Annotated in this window: 25 protein-coding genes and 1 pseudogene; 19 read left to right on the forward strand and 7 right to left on the reverse strand. The window is 57.1% G+C overall.

Features of this window, described 5'->3' with window-relative positions:
• Positions 1 to 119 precede the first annotated feature (119 nt).
• Entirely contained in the window at positions 120 to 863 is a 744-nt protein-coding gene (locus EDM04_RS12930; protein ID WP_123622774.1) for an Lrp/AsnC family transcriptional regulator, read from the reverse strand.
• A 338-nt stretch (positions 864 to 1,201) separates the two neighbouring features.
• On the opposite strand from EDM04_RS12930, the gene EDM04_RS12935 reads away from it, so the two are divergent.
• The 8 genes from EDM04_RS12935 (at position 1,202) to EDM04_RS12970 (ending at position 9,420) form a co-directional block, all read left to right on the forward strand.
• Positions 1,202 to 1,654: a zinc ribbon domain-containing protein gene (locus EDM04_RS12935; RefSeq protein ID WP_241154911.1), complete on the forward strand. Its 453-nt coding sequence runs from the start codon at positions 1,202 to 1,204 to the stop codon at positions 1,652 to 1,654.
• A 2-nt stretch (positions 1,655 to 1,656) separates the two neighbouring features.
• Positions 1,657 to 2,076: a universal stress protein gene (locus EDM04_RS12940; RefSeq protein ID WP_123622775.1), complete on the forward strand. Its 420-nt coding sequence runs from the start codon at positions 1,657 to 1,659 to the stop codon at positions 2,074 to 2,076.
• Positions 2,073 to 2,531 (forward strand): universal stress protein, encoded by a 459-nt coding sequence (locus tag EDM04_RS12945; RefSeq protein ID WP_123622777.1) that lies wholly within the window; start codon positions 2,073 to 2,075, stop codon positions 2,529 to 2,531. Before EDM04_RS12940 ends, EDM04_RS12945 begins: the two co-directional genes overlap by 4 nt.
• A gap of 5 nt (positions 2,532 to 2,536) precedes the next feature.
• On the forward strand, positions 2,537 to 3,247 hold the full coding sequence (locus tag EDM04_RS12950; protein WP_123622779.1) for a TrkA family potassium uptake protein: 711 nt from the start codon (positions 2,537 to 2,539) through the stop codon (positions 3,245 to 3,247).
• A gap of 96 nt (positions 3,248 to 3,343) precedes the next feature.
• Entirely contained in the window at positions 3,344 to 4,900 is a 1,557-nt protein-coding gene (locus EDM04_RS12955; RefSeq protein ID WP_123622781.1) for a TrkH family potassium uptake protein, read from the forward strand.
• A gap of 215 nt (positions 4,901 to 5,115) precedes the next feature.
• A complete protein-coding gene (locus EDM04_RS12960; protein WP_123623075.1) occupies positions 5,116 to 6,699 on the forward strand; it encodes a transposase in 1,584 nt (527 codons plus the stop codon).
• A 613-nt stretch (positions 6,700 to 7,312) separates the two neighbouring features.
• The gene (locus EDM04_RS12965; protein ID WP_123623077.1) at positions 7,313 to 8,488 is read left to right on the forward strand and encodes an inorganic phosphate transporter; all 1,176 of its coding nucleotides are present in this window, start codon (positions 7,313 to 7,315) and stop codon (positions 8,486 to 8,488) included.
• A 146-nt stretch (positions 8,489 to 8,634) separates the two neighbouring features.
• Positions 8,635 to 9,420, forward strand: a complete 786-nt coding sequence (locus EDM04_RS12970; protein ID WP_241154913.1) for an acyl-CoA dehydrogenase family protein — start codon at positions 8,635 to 8,637, stop codon at positions 9,418 to 9,420.
• A 98-nt stretch (positions 9,421 to 9,518) separates the two neighbouring features.
• Here the strand turns inward: EDM04_RS12970 and EDM04_RS12975 are convergent, their stop codons facing one another.
• Positions 9,519 to 9,869: an AzlD domain-containing protein gene (locus tag EDM04_RS12975; RefSeq protein ID WP_123622783.1), complete on the reverse strand. Its 351-nt coding sequence runs from the start codon at positions 9,867 to 9,869 to the stop codon at positions 9,519 to 9,521.
• A complete protein-coding gene (locus EDM04_RS12980) occupies positions 9,866 to 10,654 on the reverse strand; it encodes an AzlC family ABC transporter permease (RefSeq protein WP_123622786.1) in 789 nt (262 codons plus the stop codon). The genes EDM04_RS12975 and EDM04_RS12980 overlap by 4 nt, the downstream gene beginning before the upstream one ends.
• A 98-nt stretch (positions 10,655 to 10,752) precedes the next feature.
• On the opposite strand from EDM04_RS12980, the gene EDM04_RS12985 reads away from it, so the two are divergent.
• Positions 10,753 to 11,469: a helix-turn-helix domain-containing protein gene (locus tag EDM04_RS12985; RefSeq protein WP_206424464.1), complete on the forward strand. Its 717-nt coding sequence runs from the start codon at positions 10,753 to 10,755 to the stop codon at positions 11,467 to 11,469.
• Between the two features lie 144 nt (positions 11,470 to 11,613).
• On the opposite strand, the gene EDM04_RS19165 is transcribed toward EDM04_RS12985, so the two are convergent.
• Together EDM04_RS19165 and EDM04_RS12995 are read right to left on the reverse strand one after the other, a co-directional pair.
• A complete protein-coding gene (locus EDM04_RS19165) occupies positions 11,614 to 11,910 on the reverse strand; it encodes a nitronate monooxygenase (RefSeq protein WP_123622788.1) in 297 nt (98 codons plus the stop codon).
• A 58-nt stretch (positions 11,911 to 11,968) separates the two neighbouring features.
• Entirely contained in the window at positions 11,969 to 12,748 is a 780-nt protein-coding gene (locus EDM04_RS12995; RefSeq protein WP_123622791.1) for a trans-aconitate 2-methyltransferase, read from the reverse strand.
• Positions 12,749 to 13,031: 283 nt separating this feature from the next.
• Between EDM04_RS12995 and EDM04_RS13000 the strand changes: the two genes are divergently transcribed.
• Positions 13,032 to 13,280 carry a hypothetical protein gene (locus EDM04_RS13000; protein WP_123622792.1) on the forward strand — a complete coding sequence of 83 codons (249 nt, stop codon included), beginning with the start codon at positions 13,032 to 13,034 and terminating at the stop codon, positions 13,278 to 13,280.
• An 81-nt stretch (positions 13,281 to 13,361) separates the two neighbouring features.
• Here EDM04_RS13000 and EDM04_RS13005 read toward each other — a convergent pair whose 3' ends face one another.
• Complete coding sequence (locus tag EDM04_RS13005; RefSeq protein WP_123623081.1) at positions 13,362 to 13,619, reverse strand: helix-turn-helix domain-containing protein; 258 nt, start codon at positions 13,617 to 13,619, stop codon at positions 13,362 to 13,364.
• 338 nt (positions 13,620 to 13,957) lie between these two features.
• Positions 13,958 to 14,263 carry a hypothetical protein gene (locus tag EDM04_RS13010; protein ID WP_123622794.1) on the reverse strand — a complete coding sequence of 102 codons (306 nt, stop codon included), beginning with the start codon at positions 14,261 to 14,263 and terminating at the stop codon, positions 13,958 to 13,960.
• A 221-nt stretch (positions 14,264 to 14,484) separates the two neighbouring features.
• Here EDM04_RS13010 and EDM04_RS13015 point away from each other — a divergent pair, with 221 nt between their 5' ends.
• The 9 genes and pseudogenes from EDM04_RS13015 to EDM04_RS13055 all read left to right on the forward strand — a co-directional run bounded on the left by EDM04_RS13015 (position 14,485) and on the right by EDM04_RS13055 (position 22,404).
• Positions 14,485 to 14,871 carry a hypothetical protein gene (locus EDM04_RS13015; protein ID WP_123622796.1) on the forward strand — a complete coding sequence of 129 codons (387 nt, stop codon included), beginning with the start codon at positions 14,485 to 14,487 and terminating at the stop codon, positions 14,869 to 14,871.
• Entirely contained in the window at positions 14,868 to 15,035 is a 168-nt protein-coding gene (locus tag EDM04_RS13020) for a hypothetical protein (protein WP_206424465.1), read from the forward strand. Before EDM04_RS13015 ends, EDM04_RS13020 begins: the two co-directional genes overlap by 4 nt.
• A gap of 273 nt (positions 15,036 to 15,308) precedes the next feature.
• Positions 15,309 to 15,824 (forward strand): hypothetical protein, encoded by a 516-nt coding sequence (locus EDM04_RS13025; protein WP_123622800.1) that lies wholly within the window; start codon positions 15,309 to 15,311, stop codon positions 15,822 to 15,824.
• Positions 15,817 to 16,290: a hypothetical protein gene (locus EDM04_RS13030; protein WP_123622802.1), complete on the forward strand. Its 474-nt coding sequence runs from the start codon at positions 15,817 to 15,819 to the stop codon at positions 16,288 to 16,290. Before EDM04_RS13025 ends, EDM04_RS13030 begins: the two co-directional genes overlap by 8 nt.
• Before the next feature lie 159 nt (positions 16,291 to 16,449).
• On the forward strand, positions 16,450 to 17,592 hold the full coding sequence (locus tag EDM04_RS13035; protein WP_123622804.1) for a hypothetical protein: 1,143 nt from the start codon (positions 16,450 to 16,452) through the stop codon (positions 17,590 to 17,592).
• A 574-nt stretch (positions 17,593 to 18,166) separates the two neighbouring features.
• Positions 18,167 to 18,320 (forward strand): annotated as a pseudogene (locus tag EDM04_RS13040) (IS4 family transposase); the annotation flags it as partial.
• Between the two features lie 699 nt (positions 18,321 to 19,019).
• Positions 19,020 to 19,931, forward strand: a complete 912-nt coding sequence (locus EDM04_RS13045; RefSeq protein ID WP_241154914.1) for a glycerophosphodiester phosphodiesterase — start codon at positions 19,020 to 19,022, stop codon at positions 19,929 to 19,931.
• Between the two features lie 322 nt (positions 19,932 to 20,253).
• On the forward strand, positions 20,254 to 21,441 hold the full coding sequence (locus tag EDM04_RS13050; RefSeq protein WP_123623083.1) for an ABC transporter substrate-binding protein: 1,188 nt from the start codon (positions 20,254 to 20,256) through the stop codon (positions 21,439 to 21,441).
• Between the two features lie 78 nt (positions 21,442 to 21,519).
• Positions 21,520 to 22,404, forward strand: coding sequence for a carbohydrate ABC transporter permease (locus tag EDM04_RS13055; RefSeq protein WP_123622809.1), 885 nt, complete (start codon positions 21,520 to 21,522; stop codon positions 22,402 to 22,404).

Below are 22,404 nucleotides of genomic sequence, written 5' to 3' on the forward strand. Positions count from 1 at the left end.
TTGAGTACACAGAGATCTCCTTGAAGATGGCTGAACGGTATCCCGGACTGCTGAGTTAGAAAACTAGGTCAGAACGAACATGTATTCATGGGTATGAGTCCCTCTAGCTGGCGGATCGATCAGTCACCAGTAAACGCTTCGAGCGTCTCTTCAGTAACACCTGACCGGGAATGAATTGTGACGAAATCGTTCTCCTTCATCACCGTCTCTCCAGTTGGCGTTATTGTTCCCTCGTCGCGGTTGATCCGGACGACCAACACATCCGGCGAAATAAGTTCCTCCTCGTTTGCTTCTTGGAGCGTTCTCCCGGCGATAGGTGCCTTTTTTCTGACAATAACTTCGACGACATCGGCGTCGCCAGCGAGACCTGCGACCCCGGTAACTGGTGAGGCTACCTCTTCGTCCCGAGGCCCGAATGGAGCATAGGGACGGAAATACTCTCGGTGGACCAGATCCTCGTCGTCGATCTCAATACCGAGCGAAATAATTCCTTGAGCGATTCGCGTGAGATCATCAGTATCTGTTCCGACGACCGTAATTCGGAGATCGCCTTTCCCGGACATGATCTCCCGGACGTTAATCACGCCCGGAATATCGAGGACGCGCTGTGCCATCTCTTTTCGGTCACGGTTTCCCGTACTGCAGACGTAATGATTGGTCAGCCGCCCGCCTACCTTTTGATAATTAACGTCGGCATGGTATCCTCGAATAACTCCTTCCTCTTCGAGCCGCCTAATCCGATTTCGGACTGTCGGAGCTGAGACATCGACTTTCTCCGCGATATCCGGAGCGGACGTGTGTCGGGCTTCCTCGGTCAGATAATACAGGATCTGTTCGTCGATCGTATCGATCTGAAGAGACATATTTATACGCTGAAATTGGCTCCGTAGGCCCTTTTAAATTATCGTTTGGTATTTGTTCTATTCTTGAGTTGCTGTCTCTGCCAGCCGGTGGCTGACCTGCTGAAAACGACGCTCAATACGTGATAGACACCCAGAAAACAAAGATAAACGATAAGAAAGTGAATAGGGAATAAATTACGGAATCGTTGGCTGATACGGCAGATTTTTATCTTACCGTAATATGCGTTCGTACACGATGTTCACCCACGGTGCACCAGCGGCAAATACGAATCACGTCTCGAATGGAGTGCCCCGCGATCCGGATGGCCCTGATGCTGCCTCGAGACGGAAGTGAGACCATGAGTAACACCAATGAGGATCCGACGCCACCGGACGATCTCCCCCAGGCGCTGATTCAACGGATCGATCCGTTGGAACTCCCCGAGTTGAAATCGCTCCTTTCGTACATCGAGAAGCGCATCGAATCACTTCGAACGCCAATCGAAGCGGAGATCGAAGCAGACGCCGCCGGGGAAGTCCTCAACATCGAGAACCATGGAGCGTACGCACTCGTGCGACAGCACCCTCCGGATCCGGATGGTCCAGGCGTGAATACGGATATTACGTCACTGTACCACGTTCGACGTGAACCGCACTACGACGGGACGGAATCGCTGTATTGGGCGTATCTTGGGGATCTCCATAACGCGGCGGAGGCACGGTGTGAAAGCTGTGGACAGACATTCGACCGTGGGGTAGACATATGTCCGAATTGCGGGAGTGACGACGTCGATACTGGGACGGAGGAATAATCATGCATCAATTACTGACTGGCCATCTCGTCGTCCCGGTCGTAAACGAGGAGGATGCGCGAGCCACAGCACGCACTCTCAGCGCCTACGAGTACGGTCAGGTAACTGTCGTTCACGTTGTTGAGAAGGGTGAAGGAGTTCCTGACAAGCTCCCGATTGAACAGGCAGAACAACGAGCTGCGGACGCGTTCGCTGCGTTTCGAGGTTTCATCCCGGAGGCAGATGAGGAAATTGTCTATCGGAGAGATGTGGTTGAGGCCATCATCGATGTCACGGCGGATGTGGACGCCAGCGCGATCGCGTTTCGCCCCCGAGGTGGGAGCCGGATCGTCCAGTTCCTCTCCGGCGATGTCGCTCTCAAGCTGGTCACGGACGCAGATAGGCCGGTTATCGCACTTCCAGAGGAGGACGGAAGCGAATGACGGTTGACATCATGATGTTCTCCGGAAGAGGTCCCCATGTGCCGGCCGCGGCTCAGCGGGCTGTCGAATTCGTGTCCGCAGCCGACGACGAGTCGTCACTAGCGTTGCTCAACGTCCAGTCTCCGGAGACGGGTAGTGGCGAGGATAGTTCTCACACCGATCGTGGTGGAGCAGTGATCAAGGAGTTATCCGAACGCGCTGGAATCAGATACATGACATATGATGCCGAGATCAGAGTTGTAGGGGATACCGAACAGGCGATCATCGACGCGGCTGAAGAATACGATACGATCTGTGTCGGAGCCACCCGATCCGGGACGATCTCTCAGGTGCTATTCGGATCGCTCCCGGAGACGGTCGGTGTAGAAATGGATCGGACCATCGTGATGGCTCGTGGCCCGGAGGAATCGGCGATGTCAATCCGTGAACCGCTGCTGCGGCGACTGGAGGTGTGATCAGCATGTACATTATCATCATCGGGGCGGGCGATATCGGAACCCCGCTCATCGAAATCGCAACGAGAACCGGATACGAAGTCGTCGTCATCGAAAGAGACGCCGCGAGAGCAGACCAGGTCGCCAGCGAATTCGACTGTATGGTCATCAACGCTGACGCGACAGTCAAAGAGACGTTGGAAGACGCGGGGGCCGACCGCGCAGACGCCATTATTTCGACGACGGATCAGGACGCGACCAACATCATGATCTGCTTGCTCGCAAAGGAACTCGATATTCCCGCGATCGTCTCGGTGGTCCACAACCCGGAGCATATGTCCGTCTTTAGTCAAATCGGCGTCAACACGATGGAGAACCCACAGCGGCTCATTGCGGAATCGCTGTTCCGATCTGTGGATCGCCCGTCGATTGTCGATTACATGCGAGTCGGAGATGTCGCCGAAGTGTTCGAGATCACGGTCACAGAAGACGCACCGATCGCCGGTCTGACCCTCATGGAAGCAGACGAGAAAGGATTGTTTGACGAAGACACGCTCGTTGTAGCGATCGAACGAGACGGATCGGAGTCACCCATCACCCCGCGAGGCCAAACTCGCCTCGAAGAAGGAGACCTGCTAACAGTGTACTCCGGCACTGGAGCAACACCGGAAGTGACCGACATTTTCGGCCATTACGAAGATCACGAGACAAACAACTCGAATGGATTCAGCTTGTGAGCAATCTGTTGGTCGCGCACCATCCATGACATCACTCATGCTTGGACGACAGTCACTTCGCACCCACTTAGCCAACCTGACAGCCTCTCGATTATCATGAGCCTGATCGTAAACAGACGAACTGTCGGCCGTGACGTCGGTCGCATCGTGCAAGCCATCTCGTTGATGATGGTGATTTCTATCGTCGTCGCGGCAGTAAACGGCGAATTCTTTGCAATTCCGGCTTTTGTCGTCTCTGCCTTCATTATGGCCGGTATCGGGAGTGCGCTCGTCTGGCGCTATCAAGACGCTGAGCCGCCGGAGAAACGCGAGGCGATGGTTACTGCAGCCACTGCCTGGGCGCTCGTCGGTGTTCTCGGAAGCCTCCCTTTCCTCTTCATCGCGTGGACAATCCAGCTCGATCCGTTGCCGATCTGGATGAACACACCGGCGATGGACGAGACGACAGCGGTGTTTCTGAACCCGCTCGATGCAGTCTTCGAGAGCATGAGCGGGTTCACTGGAACAGGCCTGACGGTGGCTGCCGTCGAAGAAAAACTGCCCCGGTCACTACACTGGTGGCGGTCGTTCATCGAGTGGATCGGTGGTGTCGGCGTTATTGTTCTGACCGTGGCTATTCTTCATCGGGGTGGTAGTGGCGGCTCATACACACTCTATGAGAGCGAGGCTCGCTCAGAGAAAATCCATCCGAGCATCGTAACCACCGTCCAGGAGATATGGAAGATCTTCGTCGGCCTGACGCTTGCCTCGATCGCCCTGTTCCTGCTGGCTGGCATGCCGTTGTGGGACGCCATCAATCACGGGATGACCGGGATCGCCACAGGCGGGTTCTCCGTTCACGCTGCATCGATCGGATTCTACGACAGCCCGTTGATCGAGTACGTGACTGTGCCTATCATGATCGCGGGAAGCATCGCGTTCCCTATCCACTATCTGATATTCAAAGGCGAGGTACGAACTCTGTACAGCGACCTGCAGACGCGGTGGGTGTTCATCTGGTTCGCTGTCGGCTCATTCGTTCTCACGGGCATTCTACACGCCAACGGCCAGTACGCGACGCTCGAAGAGACGTTCAGGGTTGCGCTGTTCCAGTTCGTCTCCGCCACCTCGAACACCGGCTTTGGCAGCGCGGCAGTCGGCGGTGGTACAGAGCAGGTCTGGAGTGCTGGGGCGACCCTGTGGACCTGTCTCGGAATGCTCACCGGTGCTGCAGCGGGTTCGACAGTTAGCGGTCTCAAACTCATTCGCGTGATAACGTTGATCAAGGGGACCATCTGGCAGATTCAGGACGTGTTCCGTCCACAAACTGCAATCAGGTATCTCCAGATCGGCGATCGACGTCTCAGTGAAGAGCAGGCCGAACGTGAGTACACAGAAGCGACCGTGGTGTTCATCCTTTGGATTACGTTCCTCGTAATCGGTGTTGCGGTACTTCTCCGTGTGCTCTCACCGGCTCATCCGCTTGAGTACGTCATTTTTGACGTTATGAGCGCACAGAGCAACGTCGGCCTCAGTAGCGGTATCACCGGACCAGACATGCCGGATACTGCAAAAGCGATGTTGATACTCAATATGTGGGTCGGACGGCTTGAGATCATTCCCATAGCGGTGCTAATTGGATCGGTCCTGCAGCGACTGAATCTATATCGCTAAAACGAACAAGACCACATCATTTTTAAATTCTGGTTAGTATGGTGTCTTCAAATCGGTCGAATGTCAAAAAGCTAGAGTAATTATATTTCTTCACTATATGAGCGATTCGTGAGTCTCCTGTACTGACGAGTGCTAGAGGGGGAACGTATCACGGCCTAATGGTTTCAACAGAGCAGCGCAGTTCTATTGGTCCACTTAATAGTGAACATCCTCGAATGAGCTCTTTGTGCGAAGCGTACCAGCTCGGGATCACCATCCGGAATAAACTCAAAGAAACCGGTCTCGTCACCGTGTTCGAAAATCTCGATCATTCGACAGACGCGGTCGAGGACGGGTATCCAGCGTGGCATCCTGCACCACTCTCGTTTCGCGCGATGATCCTCTCATTCGTGTTCATGGAGATCACTGGGGATTCGTACGCTGACTTCACTCGACGACTCACCCGGCAACCGGAAGTGGTGACTATCCTCGGTTTTAGCCGAGTGCCCGACGAATCAGCGTTCTCGCGGGCGTGGCGAAATCGATTCGACGACGCAACACACGAATACATCCACGCTGCTGCCCACTTCGTCATCAAGGAAGTCCACGATCGCGACATCTCAGCGCCGGAGGTGCGGCCTAAGGCAGAGATCGTCGACGATGAGCAAGAAGCCGCAGACCCAGTAGAAGACAAATCCTTCTCACAGGAGGAGATCATCCAGACAACGCGCCTCGCGCGTGATCACGCTTTTGGGCACTTCGACTCTGGTCGGGCGTCGAACGCCTCGTACGAGGACACACAATTCTTTGAGCTACAGACGTTCATGGGGATGGTCCACTGTGGAACTGCGCAGGGAGCGACTCGTTTTCAATATCGCCATGGCGAAGAGTACAGCCCCCATGGTGATACCCACCTCCGCGCCGTCAAGCAGTTCGATCCTGACGAGCTCGTCGACGGCTTCAACGAGACAACGGATCGCTTGCTTTCCGTGATCGCTTCTGAATCCTCATTCCGCCGTCCAGTCACTGCGGCGATCGACATCACCACCATTCCCTACTACGGAGAGGTCGAAGGAATGCCGATGGTCAGCGGGACGAAGGATAGAGACGGTCGAGCGTTCAAATTTGCGACGCTTTCGATCATCGGGCAGAACATCCCGCTCGTTCTGGCGGTTGAGCCGGTCCGTGAGAGTTCCGAGTGGGATGAGAACCCTTCGAATCAGATCCATCGTACTGTGCGACGGCTCGTTCGACGAGCGAAAGAGCATGTTCCAATCGAGACAGTACTGTGTGATCGAGAGTTTGACTCGAGACAAGTGTTCCAGACACTCTCAAACCTCGATGTGAACTACCTCATACCCAAGCGGATCTCCAGCTCCGAACAGGATGTACTCGAACAAATGGTGGAAGACGACCAAGAGGTGGCTGTTGAATCGGCTTCTGTCCATGTGGAATCTGGATCGCATCCAATGCGGCTCCTGTACGTGCCGTCGACGAGTGGGGAGGGAACGGCTGTCTTCGCGACGAATCTTCGAGTCGGTCCCGAGGAAGCCGAGACATTCTGTCAGCGCTACAGCCGCCGGTGGCAGATCGAGAGTGAGTACAAATCGATCAAAGGTGATTTTCTCGCCAAGACCTCCTCGAAAGACTACCGGGTTCGATTGTTCTACTTCGTGTTCGCGGTCCTCTTGTACAATATCTGGCGGCTCACCGACTTTCTACTGAAAGCGGGTGTGGGAGGTGAAATGGACTACGCACCCGTGTTAACTGCGGGTGAGTGTGTCGAACTCGTTGCCTCGTCGTTGATCCCGCACGACTAATCGGCTGACCTCTCGCTGGGTCCGCCGCTCAAGAGTGACAACCGTATTCAGCAGCACCAAAATCCACGCAATTTCGTGCTTTCGTCCGGTGGTTGAAGAGTAAAGCTTCAAAATCGATCCCTGACCGCTGAGAATCACCACGACTTGATGGCGATTCGATCCAAAACTAGCCTATCCTCCGAGACTGTGGTAGTCCTTGCGTGTCTCATCATTATACTCTTGACGAATTCATCATCGACAATAACTTTTCCACCTCACTATACTGAACGATGAAGACTGCTCGATGTTAAGCGGCTGTAGATAGCGCCGGTTTCAGGCTGATTTGATTCGCAAGACTTGCGCGTTGTATCTCGCACGACTATCGGTACACCTATTTGAGCTGGTATAACCCTCAACCTCAATAAGCAACTCTCATCGACTGGCTGTTCGGGCAGAGATGGCTGAACTACCCGCTCGGTGTATCTGCTTATCAAACAATAGTCACCAGAACCGGTGAGCGACGGAACACCTTCTGAGCGACGTTTCCCACGAATAAACGACTCGTCGGACCGTTGTATCTGAACCGCTCAGCGGAATCGCAACAAGTACACGTATGCTATTATTAAGTTATTGCATGGTTTCAATTTTGTACCTAATCGCACTTGCGGCAGCTATCTTTGTCGGGTTCAACATCGGTGGGTCATCAACGGGCGTGGCGTGGGGACCGCCTGTCGGAGCACGCATCACTAACAAAACCGCAGCAGCCGCCATGATGACGTTTTTTGTCTTCCTTGGTGGTTGGACAGTTGGACGCAACGTCATCGACACACTCAGTGGTGGTCTCGTCCCACAAGCGCTGTTCTCGACCGAAGCAAGCATTGTCATTTTAGGGTTTATCGGACTCGGAATGCTGCTTGCCAACATCTACGGGGTTCCCGTTTCAACCTCGATGACCGCAGTCGGGGCGATTGCCGGTCTCGGACTCGCAACTGGCGAGCTCGATTATGCTGTTATCGGTTCAATCATGATCTGGTGGGTTATTGCGCCAATCGTCGGGTTCTGGGTCGGTGCAATCATTGGTCGCCATTTTTACCCCTACCTCGACCAAAAGTTTGCTCTCGAACAATCCAGTGGCCCGCTTCTCACGCTCAACCGGTCAGGAGTCGTGCCGACACCGGAATTAGGCCCCGGAACCACTCCTCGTGAAGCAGTCAGCAGTGTTCTAGTACTCGTTATCGCCTGCTACATGTCATTTAGTGCTGGTGCGAGCAACGTTGCCAACGCGGTCGCACCACTCGTCGGTGGTGGATTAATCAACATAAGTAATGCCGTTATTCTTGGGAGTGTCGCCATTGGTATCGGTGCGTTCACCATCGCTCGGCGGACGATGGAGTCTGTCGGAAACGATCTCACAGACTTGCCATTACTGGCAGCGACGATTGTGATGGTCGTTGCCGCCAGTATTACGACAGTTGCTTCAGCGCTCGGCATCCCGATGAGCCTCGCACTTTCCACAGTCATGTGTATCGTCGGTCTCGGATGGGGACGTGCTACGCGCCCAACAGGGATTTCCGACCTCGTGAAAGGAAACACTAAAAATAAAATCTCAGTCGATGCAGTCGCCGTTGAAACCGGTGATGAAGTCCCACCAGTCGGCGAAGAAAACCCCGAAAACATACAAAACGCCAAGCAATTGTTCGACCCCTCCTCCGTCGTTCGGTTCGTCGCATTCTGGATTATTGGCCCCTCTATTGCCACCGGACTCTCCTATGTGACGTTCGTTCTCCTCCCAATCGCAGGGACTCCATGATATCCGAGACGGCAGATCTCTTGTTGGGAAACATCCTCGGGTAGCGAGGTTTCCTTCTTTGGTGGTCAGTAGGTGTGCTGTACTGACCGATTCACTCTGATTGAACAGGAAATAATTCTGTGGGAGAAACGCGCACTGTATTCAGTATGGCCTCTCCAAACTATCAGCAGTTGAGGATTTCAACAGAGCCACTGGAGATGGAGACGACCGCTGAACGTGACGACGATGGGTATGTGCTCAACGGCCACAAGCAGTGGGTGACGAACTTCTTCGATGCAGACTACGTCCTCACGTACGCAAAGACCGGTTCCGATGAGGACACGCCACACAGCATCAGTACGTTTCTCGTACCCACCGACGACTTCGAAGTCGAAACCGTGTGGGAGACGCTGGGCGCGAACAGTGTGAAGTCCCCGCGCGTCTCCCTCTCGGATGTTCATATTCCCGACGATCGGCTCATCGGCGAAGAGGGCGAAGGCTACGTCCAGCGTGGAGAGCTACATACTGGTGTGAACGTCCCCGCTCGCGGTGTCGGTATCGCCCGTGCTGCCCTCGAAGATACGGCGGCCTACACGAGCAGTCGTGAGCAGTACGGCCAGCACATCCGCGACTTCCAAGGAGTCAGCTGGGAAGTCGGCAAGATGGCCGAACGAGTCGATACCGCCCGGTTGCTCACCCTCCGCGCAGCCGACCGTGCAGATCGCGGACACGACGTCACACGCGAGTTCAGCATGGCGAAGATTAATGCGACACAAGCCGCCGTGGACAACGCTAACGAAGCGATGCAACTCTACGGCGGTATCGGTTACACGACGGAACACGACATCGAGCGGTATCTTCGTGATGCGAAACTCCTCACGATTGCCGGCGGCCCGAACGAAGGTCACAGGAACACGCTCGCTGAGGCAGTCTTCGAGCAACACGGCGACTGAGTCAGTCGAGCAGCTGTATCTCGCTGCTCACGGAAGCGTGATCTGGTTGTAGAGAAAATTCTAGCTAGTAGAATTTCAGTAGATTCTTATATGTAAAATTATATTATAATTTGCATTCCCCAAAGAATCATCATCCCAACGGTGATCGTCGCGACGATATTTTTCGTTCGCCATGCCACTATCGCAGCGACGCTTCCCGCGAGCAGTTCTGCTGGCTCGTACGTTATGACGGGCATCGTCTGTGGTGAGACGGAGACAGAGAGAAATAACGGGAGGACGAGCGCGGCAAACACCGCCGCTGGAATGAACCTGAGTACTCCCTTGATCCGTGGCGAGACCTCATCTACTTTCCCTATTATCGGAATGAATGAAAGCCGGATGAGATATGTCGCCAGACCAGCGGCGACGAAGATGATCCAGATCGCCAGTGGACTGTGTTCGGTCGTCATTCCTCCCCCACCTCGGTCGTCGAGCTCCGTTCAGCGTCTGGCCCATCGGTACCATCGACCTTCGGGAATTGTCCACCGCGGATGTCGATGACCACTCCAGCGACGATTCCTGTCGAAGCTGCAATGACAAGCCCGAGATTTAATGGAACTGACGAAGCGAGGACAGCGACAGCACCGCCGACAAGCGCAGCGATTTCGGTTGACTGGTCATCCAGCACCGAGAACAGAAGCGCGAGATACGTCAACGGGATGGCGAACTCCAACGAGAGTCCGGAGGGGAGATTCGCCCCAAGCACTACTCCGAGGGTCGTGCTACTCAGCCACGTCGTAAAGAACGCCGTTGCCGCTCCAAAGTAGAACAGCTTGTGGCTTCGTAGCTCCGTCACAGGATCACGATACTCCGTGATAGAGACCGCATAGATCTCGTCAGCGAGAAAGTAGGCGGCAACCCATTTAGTTGCCGTGTCGAATCGCCGGAAGTACGGCGCGATGGATGCGCTGTACATAATGTGTCGGATATTAATGATTATCGCCGTCACGATGACCACCGCAACGGGAGCATTCTGACCGATGAGGTCGATTACTGCCAGCTGTGCCGCACCAGAAAAGAGGAGGAGCGACATTCCGACCATCTGTGTGAGCGAAAGGCCCACATTCGCCGCAGTAACTCCTGTAATTAACCCGAATGGCAGAACGCCAAGGAGAAGGGGTACGGCAGCCACGATGCCAGCAAGGAACCCTCGTCCGGTATCAGTGTCTTCACCACTTGCTGTGTATATTGTCATCGCACTCGAAAAAAGTGGGATTTGGGGATAATAGAACAGCCAACTATAACAGGTAACCACCCCTACAGACAGGTGGAGTCAATCGCTCTACGACACGTATGGAAGAAATCACGAATACTGGTGCTCTCCGGCTCAAGATGGATCTCTGGCACCCAAACTGTTGGATCATCCAAACGACAGAGCAGTACGATGTCGGCATTCTCGGGCATCTCGTGTACTCGCGAAAAGGGGGAAAGGCAACATCACACGTAACGATCTACGGCCAGCAACAGGAGACGATTGAAGACGCAATCGGATGGATTTCTGAGTTCGAGTCGGTATATCATGTGTCAGAGATGATTAGCGGGTACCATCATCGTTCGTCGGCGACGCCACCGGGGAATGCGAGTCGTGAAATCCTCGTCGAACATGACGGCAGAAAACAGGTCACCGAGCAGTTCATTTCGAGAGGATTCGTGCATGACGAGCGGACGAACGTGTACGACGGGATAGAGCGATGGGTGGTTCTGACAAATCACGACTGCGAGGAGATTCAATCGTACCTCAATGAGATCCGAGATGAAATGGACGCAGAGATCACAGTCAGGAGTATCGCACCAGCGGCCCGTTCGCCGAGCGGAGAGTTAGAACCGCTCCCGCTCGACAAACTCACTAACCGTCAACGCGAAGTATTTCAACTCGCTCGTGAACGAGGACACTATTCGTGGCCGAGCAAGGCAAAACCCGGCGAACTAGCCGCGGAATTAAACATCAGCAAATCCACGTTCAATGAACACCTCTACAAGGCTGAAGAGAAACTCCTTGACATTTCGTAGCGAGTATTGTGGTTTCACTCACAGCAGAGGCTGTGGTAGAACGCTGGCATCCTTACGAGAATAGATCCTCTACTCGACCAATACAGGTCTCTGCTTCCGTTGCCAATCGTTCGACAACCTCACCTGCATGCAGGATATCGTCGGTCAAGCCGCTGCTCTGTCCTGCATAGAGGGCAAGCGCCTCAAGATCACCATCGACACCAGCCATCGGGAGGCCATCACTGTAGCGCTCAATAGGGTGACCGCCCGGGTCAATTCACGGGTTCGCTCCACGAACGTGGCGGCTTCCTCCGGCGGCCGCCAGGTGATTGCGAGGGTGCCGAATCCACCGGCGTTCGACACCGCGGCAGCTAGTTCTGGCCGGGTCGCGCTCTCGATAGGGGCCTGTACGATCGGGTGGTCTATGCCGAGACGAACACAGGGAGGCGTCGAGATACACATGCCTAACGTTCTCTACCGACACAAAAAGGTGTTTCTGGGGTACAGAACGGTTGTATCGTTATCCCCGTGTATTCGCAGCCACGATCCGTAATCGTCGGTAGTCTGCAATCCACACCCCGTCTTGGTAGTAGTCGTCCCGGAGTTGGTCCTCGATTGTGCTGATGAGTTCGGGCTGCTCGCTCTCTGGGATCGGTGCCAGCAGGCTATCCCCAAACATGTCGAGCCAATTTGCCAGTCCGTCCGATCCGTTCTCGAGTTCGGTTGGACGGTCGAACAGCGAGGCATACTGGGTTTCGAAGCTATGTGACTCGATTCTCGTTGTGTACTCTCCAATCGTGGGGAAATACCACGGGCTCGTGACATCGTACCCGCGGTCGGCGGCCACCTCACGGACGGTATCGACGATTGCGCTAACGTTCCCGGCTCCGCCGAGCTCAGCCACGAACCGTCCGTCCGGAACGAGCGCAGCAGAGATCGATTCGAGAACGGCGTCCTGTTCTGGAATCCAGTGGAGGGCTGCGTTGGAGAACACCGCGTCGAACGGCTCCTCGAAAGAGAACGAACGCGCATCAGCGTGAACGAACTCACAATCGGGATAGCTCTCGCGTGCCTGTGTTATCATTTCCGCCGACGAGTCAACTCCGACAGCATCCGCCCCGGATGCTGCGATACGGGCCGAGAGGTGCCCCGTCCCACAACCGAGATCGAGGATTCGCTCATCGGCTTCAGGGTCGAGAAGTCCAACAACATCTTCTCCATACTCGAATACGAAGGAGTGCCCTCCGTCGTAGGAATCACTATCCCATTGGTTCGACATTCCGTTCTCCGATCCGGTCATTAGACAGTACTCTCCTACACGAAAACTTAACGTTTCGTCCGATGTCGACGTGGTTCTTGGATCGATCAGGGCTGGCAGCATCAGTGGCGGCCACGGTCTATCGGCCGGGACCGCCACCGATGCCGAAGTGATCAGCGTCCAGGCCGAGAGCGTGGATGCGACGTATCAGGCTTGGCGGATTGGCGAGGTCACACCCAAGACGAGGCCAGTTCCTTCGTCGACGGTCTCGCGACACACGTCCCATACGCGCTCCCAGTAGAGGTGATGCGAGCAGATACACTCGATGTACACCGTCACCGAGGAGGCGATCGTCGAGACGGTCGCAAGAGTGTTCCGAGAAGAGCGGGTACTGATAGAGAGCGCGTGTGTATCGCCCTGCGCCATTCTCGACTCACTCCGGGAGGAGGTGGCGGGCAAGACGGTCGCAATTCCGGTCACCGGCCGAAACCTCCCGAGACCGAAGGTCGTCCGGGTGATGTCGCGTGTGTCAGCCCCCGAATCGAGGTCCCTGCACTCTGAGAGAGAGGTATGAGCCGGTCTAAGCTTCCCGACGCGTGCTTCGTCGATCCGAGTGGGGCCAACGTCGAGACTGTCCGTGAACTCTCGTAACCGCTCAGGACCGATCGAAGAGTTTCTCCTCGGCCTTGCGCAGATGTTCGTGGAACGTCGATGTCGTAATCCCAAGTTCGGTAGCGAGCGTCTCGGGGCTGACCTTTCTCGGCCAGGCGTAGTACCCACGCTCCCGAGCCAGATCGAACGTCTCACGCTGTCGTGCCGATAGCCGATCAAGCGGGAGTGGGCCCTGCCCACGCCCCGCCGCGGCTCGGTGGCGCTGTCTGACCGTGATGTCTGCGTCCGCAGCCGTTCGTATCTATCTTCTTTAACTGACTACTTGGGAATGCGTAGTAAGAGATCCCCTCCTCATTGAGATCCGTCAAACGGAGGGGTTTCACACCACTATACTACGGGAGCTCTTTCTTCAAGGTGTTATAATGGAGAAGGACAACAACGTCGTCGTCTCTAGGGTACTCCGGGTTATCTTTCGATAAGAGGCCTCTCCCCGGCACATGCCACTGGTCCGCCTGCTTGTTGGGAAGATTGATTACGATTCCTTTTCTCCGTGGATGGTCCCAATCGAACACGATATCCCCCGGCAGGAAGGGACTGTCAGCCCACCGCCCCTCTCTCGACATGCCGAGAGGGTTTCTCCTACAGTGTATTGTAGTTCTGGACCGATCGGTAACCGATCGGCGTCGACACCACTAGCAAATCGCGAACCGCATGACGCGAGAACGACACCAAGCAGTCTACGATGACACCCGTCTTCCGTTGTTTACTTTCCACAGCCTTGGGATCAATGTGGTTCTCCCGGGTAGCTATCTTAACCGCGAGCTCGAGCCGTTCGAGGAGTAGGCCGGCGACAATCAGGAGGAGGACGACGAGCGGGTGCGGCTCACCCAGCGCACGCCGCAGGACCTCGTCGACGACGTCGAGGCCGTCCAAGAGCAGTACCATCTCCCGAGCCGGAACGCCGCGATCAACTTCATGCTGAAGACGGCGTCCGACGAATCCTCGAGGAGTAGCCACTCAGCGGAGGGTGTCGTTATGGACCTTCTGTCCCGCCTCATCGATCAGCACGTTGAGTGATGTCCACTCGCCAAGGCCGCCGACGGTCGGGTGTGTGGGATCGGGGGTGACATATACCTCGAAAATAGTCACGGAAGTGAGGCACGTCGATGGGTGACAATAGCGTCGAGTATCGGGACTGGGTCGAGTACCCGCACGCCCGGCTCCGCGTCGAGATCGTGAAGGAGTCGGGGGTGCCGACGCGGTTCGTTGTACAGCTAGAGCGTCGCGTCGACGACGACTGGCGGCAGGTCGTTCGGTTCGACCACGACCCTGAGAACCCGATGGGCCACGACATCACCGAGGAAGGCCTCCACATGGACGTCTACAGAAACGGTGAGAAGTCCCGCGTCAAGGACGATTTCCCACCCGTGAGTTTAACACGAGCGCCGCGCTACTGTATCGCGTACATCGAGCAGCACGCCGATCCGCTGCTCCGGAGGTTCGAGACATGGCACGATCTGAATCAGGATCCGACTGGCGGGACGAGTCCATGAGCGACGCCGAGCTCGAGGCATTCGAGGACGCCGTCGGCGATCTCGGCGGTCGCGTGAGTGATTTCCTCGCCGAGGAGTCGGAGCTCTCCGCGGAGGAGATCGAGGCCGAAGTCGAGGACCTCCCGATGCCGGACCCCCTTGACGACCGCGCCGTCGACGAGTAGCGCCTCTACTACCTCTCTGGTTTCTCGGCACGTCTCACCGTCAGACAGATTGCTAGCGGTTTTGATGGTGGATCGGGGCGCGGGTCCGTGCGTGGCAGGACGGCGAGCATCGCGCTTTTGTCGCCAAGCCCGCCCCGACCGCCGACGCGACGAGCGCCGAGTAGGTAATCGTGGACGGCGGCGACCCGCGACTGCTACCCAACCCATGCCGCTACTACTTAGTAGTTGTTAAGGACTTTTACAAGTGCTTAGTGTATATAGCTGAGTACGCCAATGAAATCCCAGTCAGAAGACGGTAACACGGTCACGTATCAGTTTGAGATCGACGACTCCGACTGGCGGGAATGGAAAATGACGGTTCCGCGAACGAAGAGCCTCGATACCCGCATTCGAGAGCTCATTGAGGCAGACACAGAAGGTCGCATTGTGGAGCATGACGATGAAGAAGTGGCTGAGCCTGAACCGGCTGAGAGGCAGTCTGTCAGTCGAGAACCACAACAAACTGTTGATGAGGCTCACCGGGATCGGCTCCGCGAGGAGCTGGCTGGCAGCGGAGACCTCCTGGAGCGTCGTGTCGACGTGGTGATGTCGATGTACCACTTCCTTCGCCAGCGGGGCGAGGCTGAGAAGGACCATCTCCTGAATGCTGTCGACGTCGATGCGACCCGGTACGCGAGCCGCGAGAGCGTGTGGTCGAACATGGTGAAGGGGAAAGATACGCTGCGGGCGCTCCCCGGCGTTAAGACCCCTTCTACCGGGGAGACAGTGTGGAGGTACATCGATGAGTGACTTTGACCTCCCCCCGCTGGAATTCGAGGACTACGGCTACGGGATGATCGTGTGTAGCGGCTCGTGGTACTACTTCACGGTGCCCGTACAGATGGATATGGGCGCGTGGAGCAAGGACGTAGAAAATACGCGCCTCTACGGGGACGTGTACCACCTGGTGGGGGGTCTGAGTGAGGAGAAGACCGGAGATCGGGACGCCCCTCCTTCAGTCGAAAGTGCCGGCGAGGATGTCCTCATCGCGTACATGATGGCGCAGCCCGAGATGAATGCTGAGTCGGTGGCGCGTCGCTACGATCTGTCGGAGCAAGAGGTCAAAGACCACGTACGCGCAGTTCGCGAGCGCGCTGAGGAGGCACGTCAGGACGGTGAGGTGAAGAAGCAGATAGTAGAGTTCGTATTTGCCGAACGCAAACGCCGGAAGGAGGAGCAACGCGCTATGGAGGAGGCTATGTTCGAAGATGAGTGACGACCCTGACGGCGAGCTCGTCGAGGACTGCGATCACGGGAAGATCGTGCGACAACGAGTACCCGCCGCAGACGGTGCAGGAGTGTTACAATACGTCGGTGCTCGGGCTGCGGTTCAGGACCGACATCGGGCAGAAGTGGCGATAAGTTAGACTACAGTATGCCCTCTCCTTCCGGCGGAACCCATGACCTTCGGGATGTCCCTCCGGGCATCGCGGATTTCGACCCATCAGCAAACGAGCCCGACCTTGACATCTGGCCGATCGCGGGTGACATAGGCGCGGAATCGTTCTCCGGGGATCCAGATGATCTTGTTCCGATCTACAACTCATTCCCCGAGCCGCACGTGCGTTTTCTCACCCACGAGCAGTTCAGAAGCGAGTTCGGCTACTTGCCAAACGACCCCGCAGGAATCGTCTCTGACGACGTTGTCGAGGACATCCACGACCTGAACAGACTGACTCTCTCTGAATCGCGCATCGAGGCGTTCCGTCGCCTAGCGAAGCTATGGAATGGCGAGCGTGTCGGGCCGAGTGACGTGCATTTATTAGCCGATAAGGCCCCATCTTGGGACGACGTCTTCGGCGGTCTCGACCAGCGCCAGCTCGAAGCTCTCCGCCCGACTGTCCGCCGCCAAGACGACGCTCTCATTGACGCATTCGGGGGATACGAATGGTTCGAGGCCGAGTACACCGTCCCAGGCTGGCTCAAATCAACGTACATCGCACGGTCGCGAGCCGACTACGACATCGAAGAGCGCACTCGGACACTGATTAATGGCCGCGAGGACTTACCAAATCTGCGTGGGGACCCACATGAGGGCCTGACACATCGCTTTGGGGTGGGTGTCGAGGCTGTGCGAGCTGAGTATAACGAAGGGAGGGATGTCGAGACCTACGTGTCGCTCGGCGATTACACCGTGGACATCTTGGAAAACGATCCCGACCGCGGCGAGAAGATCATCGGCGAGGTCCTCACGTATCACCACAACAACGAGTTGTACAGGCATACTCACCGAAAACTAGCCGGCCTCGGTCGGCCCGCTGTCGTAATATTCGACACGCGAGCGACCGCCAAGAGGGTATTCAATCACTGGCACGACCAAGGCATCGAGGTGCCCGGCGCTCCGTTTGGGTCCGCGCTGAACCTCGAGTGGACACGTTCAAAGTTCGCCGAGGCCGCCGCCGACAGCTCGCGACCGTGGGTGATCGAGGAGATATTCACCGTGGCCCAGCTGTGGGATGTCGTATTCGGAGACAGTCCAACCCCGACCGCTTGGTTTTTATCGTCAGTAAACTGGTAGTTCCACCGTTCCACACACCCCACCACTCTCCTTCAAATCGATGCATGGTGTACATGTATTACTGGACATGCAGATACCCCTGTCATAGTGGAAGAACAACCGGCTCAGGGCTTTCCGGAGTTGGTATTGGGTGCGGAACGGTTGTTGAGACGATGAAAGATGTAATGGAAAATGACACGTAGGTAAATATTCGCAATCTGTGTCGGTAACTGACAGTTGTAACTCTGTTGAAACCTCAATAGTTGACACATTTTGACCCGGCTGCGGTCAAGACAGGTGATCCACATAGCGACACACAGTACAAATGTGCGTTCTGTGAATTCAGAAGTTAGGTCTCAATAGACGTACAATCGAGACGAGGACCATCCTGATCTGCTTCTACTAACGCCTCCGAAGCAGCTACCTGAGATCCGATCATTTAATGAGTTCCATATAGAATGGAATAAATAATTGGTTAAGAGAATGTTCATCCGTCTTTAGTTAAGCGAGAAACCGCGTGATAGCGACGGCTTATCGAGGTATCTTTCAGGAGGAATCCCAGTCTATGTACGACAAGGATTCCTCATCTGGAATTATGCGTCGGCTCACTACACTGGTTCCCTCCGAGTTCCTCGAAGAATGCCGAGGAACTCGGCGTGGTCAAACGTGACCGCAAGCTCCTGATTCCTGCCTTCGTTTGGGCATTCGTGTTCGGCTTCGCCGCAGGTGAAAGCCGAACGACCATCGGTTCAATACACAGGAGTCGGTCCTGGATGGGGGTGTGGACGGGCCAACCGATCTGGGAGTACCGGGTGTGTGGCTCGGCTCGCTACGGCCCCAATCTCGAGTAAGGCCAGTGCTTGGCATCGATTAACCAACAGCCTGCGACTACCGTCGAGATTCGTTGGTTAAGACTAGGATCCCCTACAAGCCCAACGTCAGTCTCGATGGCGAGTCTTTCCGCGTCAGCGAGCGCGTGAGCATCTTCCTCAACGCCCGAACGCCGGATCCGGCACCGAGGCGGGCGATACCCTCGATGCCGAGGTGCCTGAGAGGCCCGTGAGATCTCCGAACAGGAGTCGAAAGAGGATATCACGACCGCCGAGCGCCTCGCGCTCAGCGTGTACCTCGACACCAAACGGAAGTGTAACCCCTTCTGGGCGATGCCAGAGCTGGTCACCAACTGAGGTCCGACAAGACGCTCGCTCACCGGCTACGTATCGCTCAATACCGCTCATAGCAGCCGTTAATTATTATGATTTCGTGATGATCTCATGGCTCGCTTGGGTCGGTTCGCGCGTCCCGCGTGTGGGGACCCGTCTCGGTCCCGCTTCGAGAAGATTGAGAGGGGCATCGCCGACGGTACTGACGAGACGAGCGCCAACAGGGATGCTTGGGCCGACGCCGGCTCTCACCGCCGCCGAGCCGTGTTGGTGGGGACCGCAGGCGTGGCAGGGCTCAGCGGACTCGCCGTCTCACGCGGATCGCGTCGACTGACCGACGGGGGCGCCCATACGGCAACTGACGATTCGCCTCCCTCGCCAACGGACGACCCGACGCTCGTCGCGCATCGGGGGTTCGCGGGGGAGAACCCCGAGAACACGCTTGCGGCCGCGCAGGCGGCAACGCGTGAGGACGGCCCCGGCGGCCGCGCCGATTTCGTCGAGTTCGACGTCGTCGCCACCGGCGAGGGCGATGTCGTGGTGTTCCACGACGACGAGCTCGCGGGTCGCGACGGGGACGAGCCGGGGGTCACGGATGTCGACGGCGTCGTGTGGGAGACGGATACGGAGACGGTCACGAGCGCAGCGGTGCTCGGAAGCGGAGAGACTGTGCCCCGGCTCAATGAGATGCTCGCCGCGATCCCGACGGATGTCGGCGTCAACGTTGAGTTGAAGAACCCGGGCAACGGGTCGCTCCGGTTCGGGGAGAAGCTCTCCGAGGGAGATCTCGAAGCGCGGAAATCAATCTGGGGTCCCTTCGTCGACCGCGTTCTCGCGGCGTTGGACGCGACTGATCACGAGGTCCTCCTCTCGTCGTTCTACGAGGCGGCGGTCGCGGTCGCAGCCGAGCGGTCGACGTACCCGGTCGCGCCGATTCTGTGGGACTCGGTTGAGGACGGGATCGCCATCGCCGAGCGGCACGACGCCGCAGCGGTTCACCCCCCCGCAGAGATGATCCGACGGACTCCCTTCTTTGACGACGCGCGGTTCGGCGGCACCGACATCGTCGAAGCTGCTCGGACGGACGGCCGCGCGGTCAACGTTTGGACGGTCGAGACGTGGTATCAGGCGGAACGCCTCGTCGAGGCCGGCGTCGACGGGCTCATCGCCGACTACTCGACGCTGCTGTCGGAGTGAGCGTCGGCCGTCGAACCGCCGGCTAGGTTCTGGAGCGATACGCGCCGGTATGTATCTCTATTGACTAATATATGCTAAGATGGCCTGAACCGTGCCCCTCGGGAGAACTATTATCAAAAGTTATACACTTCGTTTGGAATGATTGATGCGTATGGCTCCAACTCGCGGGAGTTCAAATGGTATCTCACGGCGGAACACCCTCACGACCACTGGCGCCGCGCTCGCCGCGGCGACCGGCCTCACCGGTTGTCTCGGAGGCAGTAGCGGTGGCGGCGGAGCGGAGTTCTCTCCGATCGCCGAGGAACTCACCGTATGGCACGCTATGGGCGGGACGAACGGGGAGACGCTTGACCAGATCGGGTCTGACTTCGAAGACGAGACGGGGAAACCGGTTAACATGGAGTTCCAGGACAGCTACGAGAACGTCCTGACGAACACCCTGTCCGCGTTCGACTCCGGGAACGTCTCGGACATGCTCCAAGTTGACAGCCTGTTCGCACAGCAGGTGCTCGACACGGACCAAGTCCGCCCCGTCGAGGAGATCCTCCCCGACGACTTCGATTCGGGCGTCTTCCTCGACAACGTCGCGGAGTTCTTCACCGTTGACGGCGAGCTCGCCTCGCTCCCGTTCAACAACTCCAACGCGATCATGTACATCAACCGGGATGCTTTCGAGGAGGCCGGGCTCGACCCTGACGACCCGCCACAGACGCTGGCCGAGGTCAGGAGCGCATCGGAGCAACTCGTCGACCAAGACGTGACGCAGTTCGGGATCACTTGGCCGAACCACGTGTGGTTCGTCGAGACGTGGTACGGGTTCGAGGGCGAGCTGATGACGGACGCCGAGAACGGCCACGCCGGCGAGCCGTCCGAGTTCCGAACGCCGGACGCGGCCTACGACATGTTCGAGTGGTGGAGGGGGATGGCCGAAGACGACCTCTACACGAATCCGGGGATTGAGGCGTGGGGCGAGGCCACGTCGCTCTTCACCGAACAGGAGTCGGCGATGCTGCTGACGAGTACCGCGTCGGTCGCCGGACTCATCGCCAACTCGGACGGTTTCGAGGTCGGCGCCGCCCCGTATCCGGGCATCAGCGACACGCGCGTCGGTCCCGTGATCGGTGGCGCCTCGTTTTACGTACCTGACGGGCTCCCCGAGTCGCGGTACGAGGACATCGGCCAGCTCTTGCAGTACATGTCCGAACCGGAGGTCCAGACGCAGTGGCACAAGGGGTCGGGGTACTACCCGATCACGCAGCCGTCGGTCGACTCGCTTCGCGAGGAGGGCTGGTTCGAAGAGAACCCCATGTACGGCGTCGCCCTCGATCAACTCCAGAGCGGGGATGCGAGCAACCCGGCAACGAAGCGCGCGCTCCTCGGGCCGGCGCGGAACGTTCAGACGGTGATCCAGGACAAGTCCGTCGACATCCTGAACGCCGACGACATGGACGCCGAGATTGAAGCGCTCAAAACGGAGGTCGAAGACGTGCTTGACGGCTACTACAACTGACGAGGCCGACCGACGCACGCCAGATCCAAACGATTCGAACCCACGCCCATCTAACCCACACAACGTTATCTCACACGAATGTCCACACGCGAAATATTCGACAGTCGGATCGAGTCGGGGTTGCTGTTGCTGCCGACGCTCCTCGTCACGGTGGTGTTCCTCTATTACCCGACGGCGCTGGCGTTTCGGACCAGCTTCTTCGACTCGAGCTTCGGACGGGCCGAGGTGTTCGTCGGGCTCGAGAACTACGTCGGGCTGTTGACCAGTTCGGGGTACCACCGGAGCATTTTCATCTCGGTCGTCTTCGCGGCCGTCGTCGTCGTCGGCGTCGTCGTCGTGTCGCTGTATCTGACCTTCCTCATCCACGAGGTCGACACGGGTCAGGGGCTCTACCTGATTTCCGTGATCTGGCCATACGCGCTTCCGCCGGCGGTCGGCGCGCTCGTGTTCCTCTTTATCACTCACCCGACGCTCGGCGTGCTGACGGGGCCCATCGAGTCGCTCGGCGTCGAGGTCGACTGGTTCAACAACGGGTCGCAGGCGTTCGTCGTCGTGGCGTTGGCGGCCATCTGGAAACAGATCGGCTACAACGTGATCTTCATGATCGCCGCGATGAACAACGTGCCGGACACGCTCACGGAGACCGCCGAACTAGACGGAGTCGGCGGGCTGCGCCGGCTCGTATCTGTGTACATCCCGATCATGACGCCGACGATATTCTTCCTCGTCATCATCAACACGATCTACGCCTTCTTCGGCACGTTCGCGTTCGTCGACCTCCTCACGAGCGGCGGGCCGTCGAACGCGACGAACATCCTGATATTCAACCTGTACCAGGAAGGATTTTCCTTTTTCAACTTCGGCGTCGCCTCCGCGAAGTCGGTCGTGTTGTTCGTCATCGTCGGCGTGCTGATGTTCGTCCAGTTCCAGATTACGGACAGATATTCGTATTACGGTGGCTAA

Origin of the sequence: Halorubrum sp. CSM-61, assembly GCF_003781945.1 — an archaeon.
Taxonomy (GTDB): domain Archaea; phylum Halobacteriota; class Halobacteria; order Halobacteriales; family Haloferacaceae; genus Halorubrum.

Excerpts from the sequence above, each read along its gene's own strand:
- EDM04_RS12955 (WP_123622781.1), top strand. The coding sequence starts at position 3,344 with ATGAGCCTGATCGTAAACAGACGAACTGTCGGCCGTGACGTCGGTCGC.
- EDM04_RS13015 (WP_123622796.1), top strand. The coding sequence starts at position 14,485 with ATGGGTGACAATAGCGTCGAGTATCGGGACTGGGTCGAGTACCCGCAC.
- EDM04_RS12930 (WP_123622774.1), bottom strand. The coding sequence starts at position 863 with ATGTCTCTTCAGATCGATACGATCGACGAACAGATCCTGTATTATCTG.
- EDM04_RS13035 (WP_123622804.1), top strand. The coding sequence starts at position 16,450 with ATGCCCTCTCCTTCCGGCGGAACCCATGACCTTCGGGATGTCCCTCCG.
- EDM04_RS12935 (WP_241154911.1), top strand. The coding sequence starts at position 1,202 with ATGAGTAACACCAATGAGGATCCGACGCCACCGGACGATCTCCCCCAG.
- EDM04_RS13055 (WP_123622809.1), top strand. The coding sequence starts at position 21,520 with ATGTCCACACGCGAAATATTCGACAGTCGGATCGAGTCGGGGTTGCTG.
- EDM04_RS12940 (WP_123622775.1), top strand. The coding sequence starts at position 1,657 with ATGCATCAATTACTGACTGGCCATCTCGTCGTCCCGGTCGTAAACGAG.
- EDM04_RS13020 (WP_206424465.1), top strand. The coding sequence starts at position 14,868 with ATGAGCGACGCCGAGCTCGAGGCATTCGAGGACGCCGTCGGCGATCTC.
- EDM04_RS13030 (WP_123622802.1), top strand. The coding sequence starts at position 15,817 with ATGAGTGACTTTGACCTCCCCCCGCTGGAATTCGAGGACTACGGCTAC.
- EDM04_RS12965 (WP_123623077.1), top strand. The coding sequence starts at position 7,313 with ATGGTTTCAATTTTGTACCTAATCGCACTTGCGGCAGCTATCTTTGTC.
- EDM04_RS13025 (WP_123622800.1), top strand. The coding sequence starts at position 15,309 with ATGAAATCCCAGTCAGAAGACGGTAACACGGTCACGTATCAGTTTGAG.
- EDM04_RS12950 (WP_123622779.1), top strand. The coding sequence starts at position 2,537 with ATGTACATTATCATCATCGGGGCGGGCGATATCGGAACCCCGCTCATC.
- EDM04_RS12995 (WP_123622791.1), bottom strand. The coding sequence starts at position 12,748 with ATGACCGGATCGGAGAACGGAATGTCGAACCAATGGGATAGTGATTCC.
- EDM04_RS19165 (WP_123622788.1), bottom strand. The coding sequence starts at position 11,910 with ATGTGTATCTCGACGCCTCCCTGTGTTCGTCTCGGCATAGACCACCCG.
- EDM04_RS12975 (WP_123622783.1), bottom strand. The coding sequence starts at position 9,869 with ATGACGACCGAACACAGTCCACTGGCGATCTGGATCATCTTCGTCGCC.
- EDM04_RS12985 (WP_206424464.1), top strand. The coding sequence starts at position 10,753 with ATGGAAGAAATCACGAATACTGGTGCTCTCCGGCTCAAGATGGATCTC.
- EDM04_RS13000 (WP_123622792.1), top strand. The coding sequence starts at position 13,032 with ATGTACACCGTCACCGAGGAGGCGATCGTCGAGACGGTCGCAAGAGTG.
- EDM04_RS13010 (WP_123622794.1), bottom strand. The coding sequence starts at position 14,263 with ATGGTACTGCTCTTGGACGGCCTCGACGTCGTCGACGAGGTCCTGCGG.
- EDM04_RS12970 (WP_241154913.1), top strand. The coding sequence starts at position 8,635 with ATGGCCTCTCCAAACTATCAGCAGTTGAGGATTTCAACAGAGCCACTG.
- EDM04_RS12945 (WP_123622777.1), top strand. The coding sequence starts at position 2,073 with ATGACGGTTGACATCATGATGTTCTCCGGAAGAGGTCCCCATGTGCCG.
- EDM04_RS12980 (WP_123622786.1), bottom strand. The coding sequence starts at position 10,654 with ATGACAATATACACAGCAAGTGGTGAAGACACTGATACCGGACGAGGG.
- EDM04_RS12960 (WP_123623075.1), top strand. The coding sequence starts at position 5,116 with ATGAGCTCTTTGTGCGAAGCGTACCAGCTCGGGATCACCATCCGGAAT.
- EDM04_RS13050 (WP_123623083.1), top strand. The coding sequence starts at position 20,254 with ATGGGCGGGACGAACGGGGAGACGCTTGACCAGATCGGGTCTGACTTC.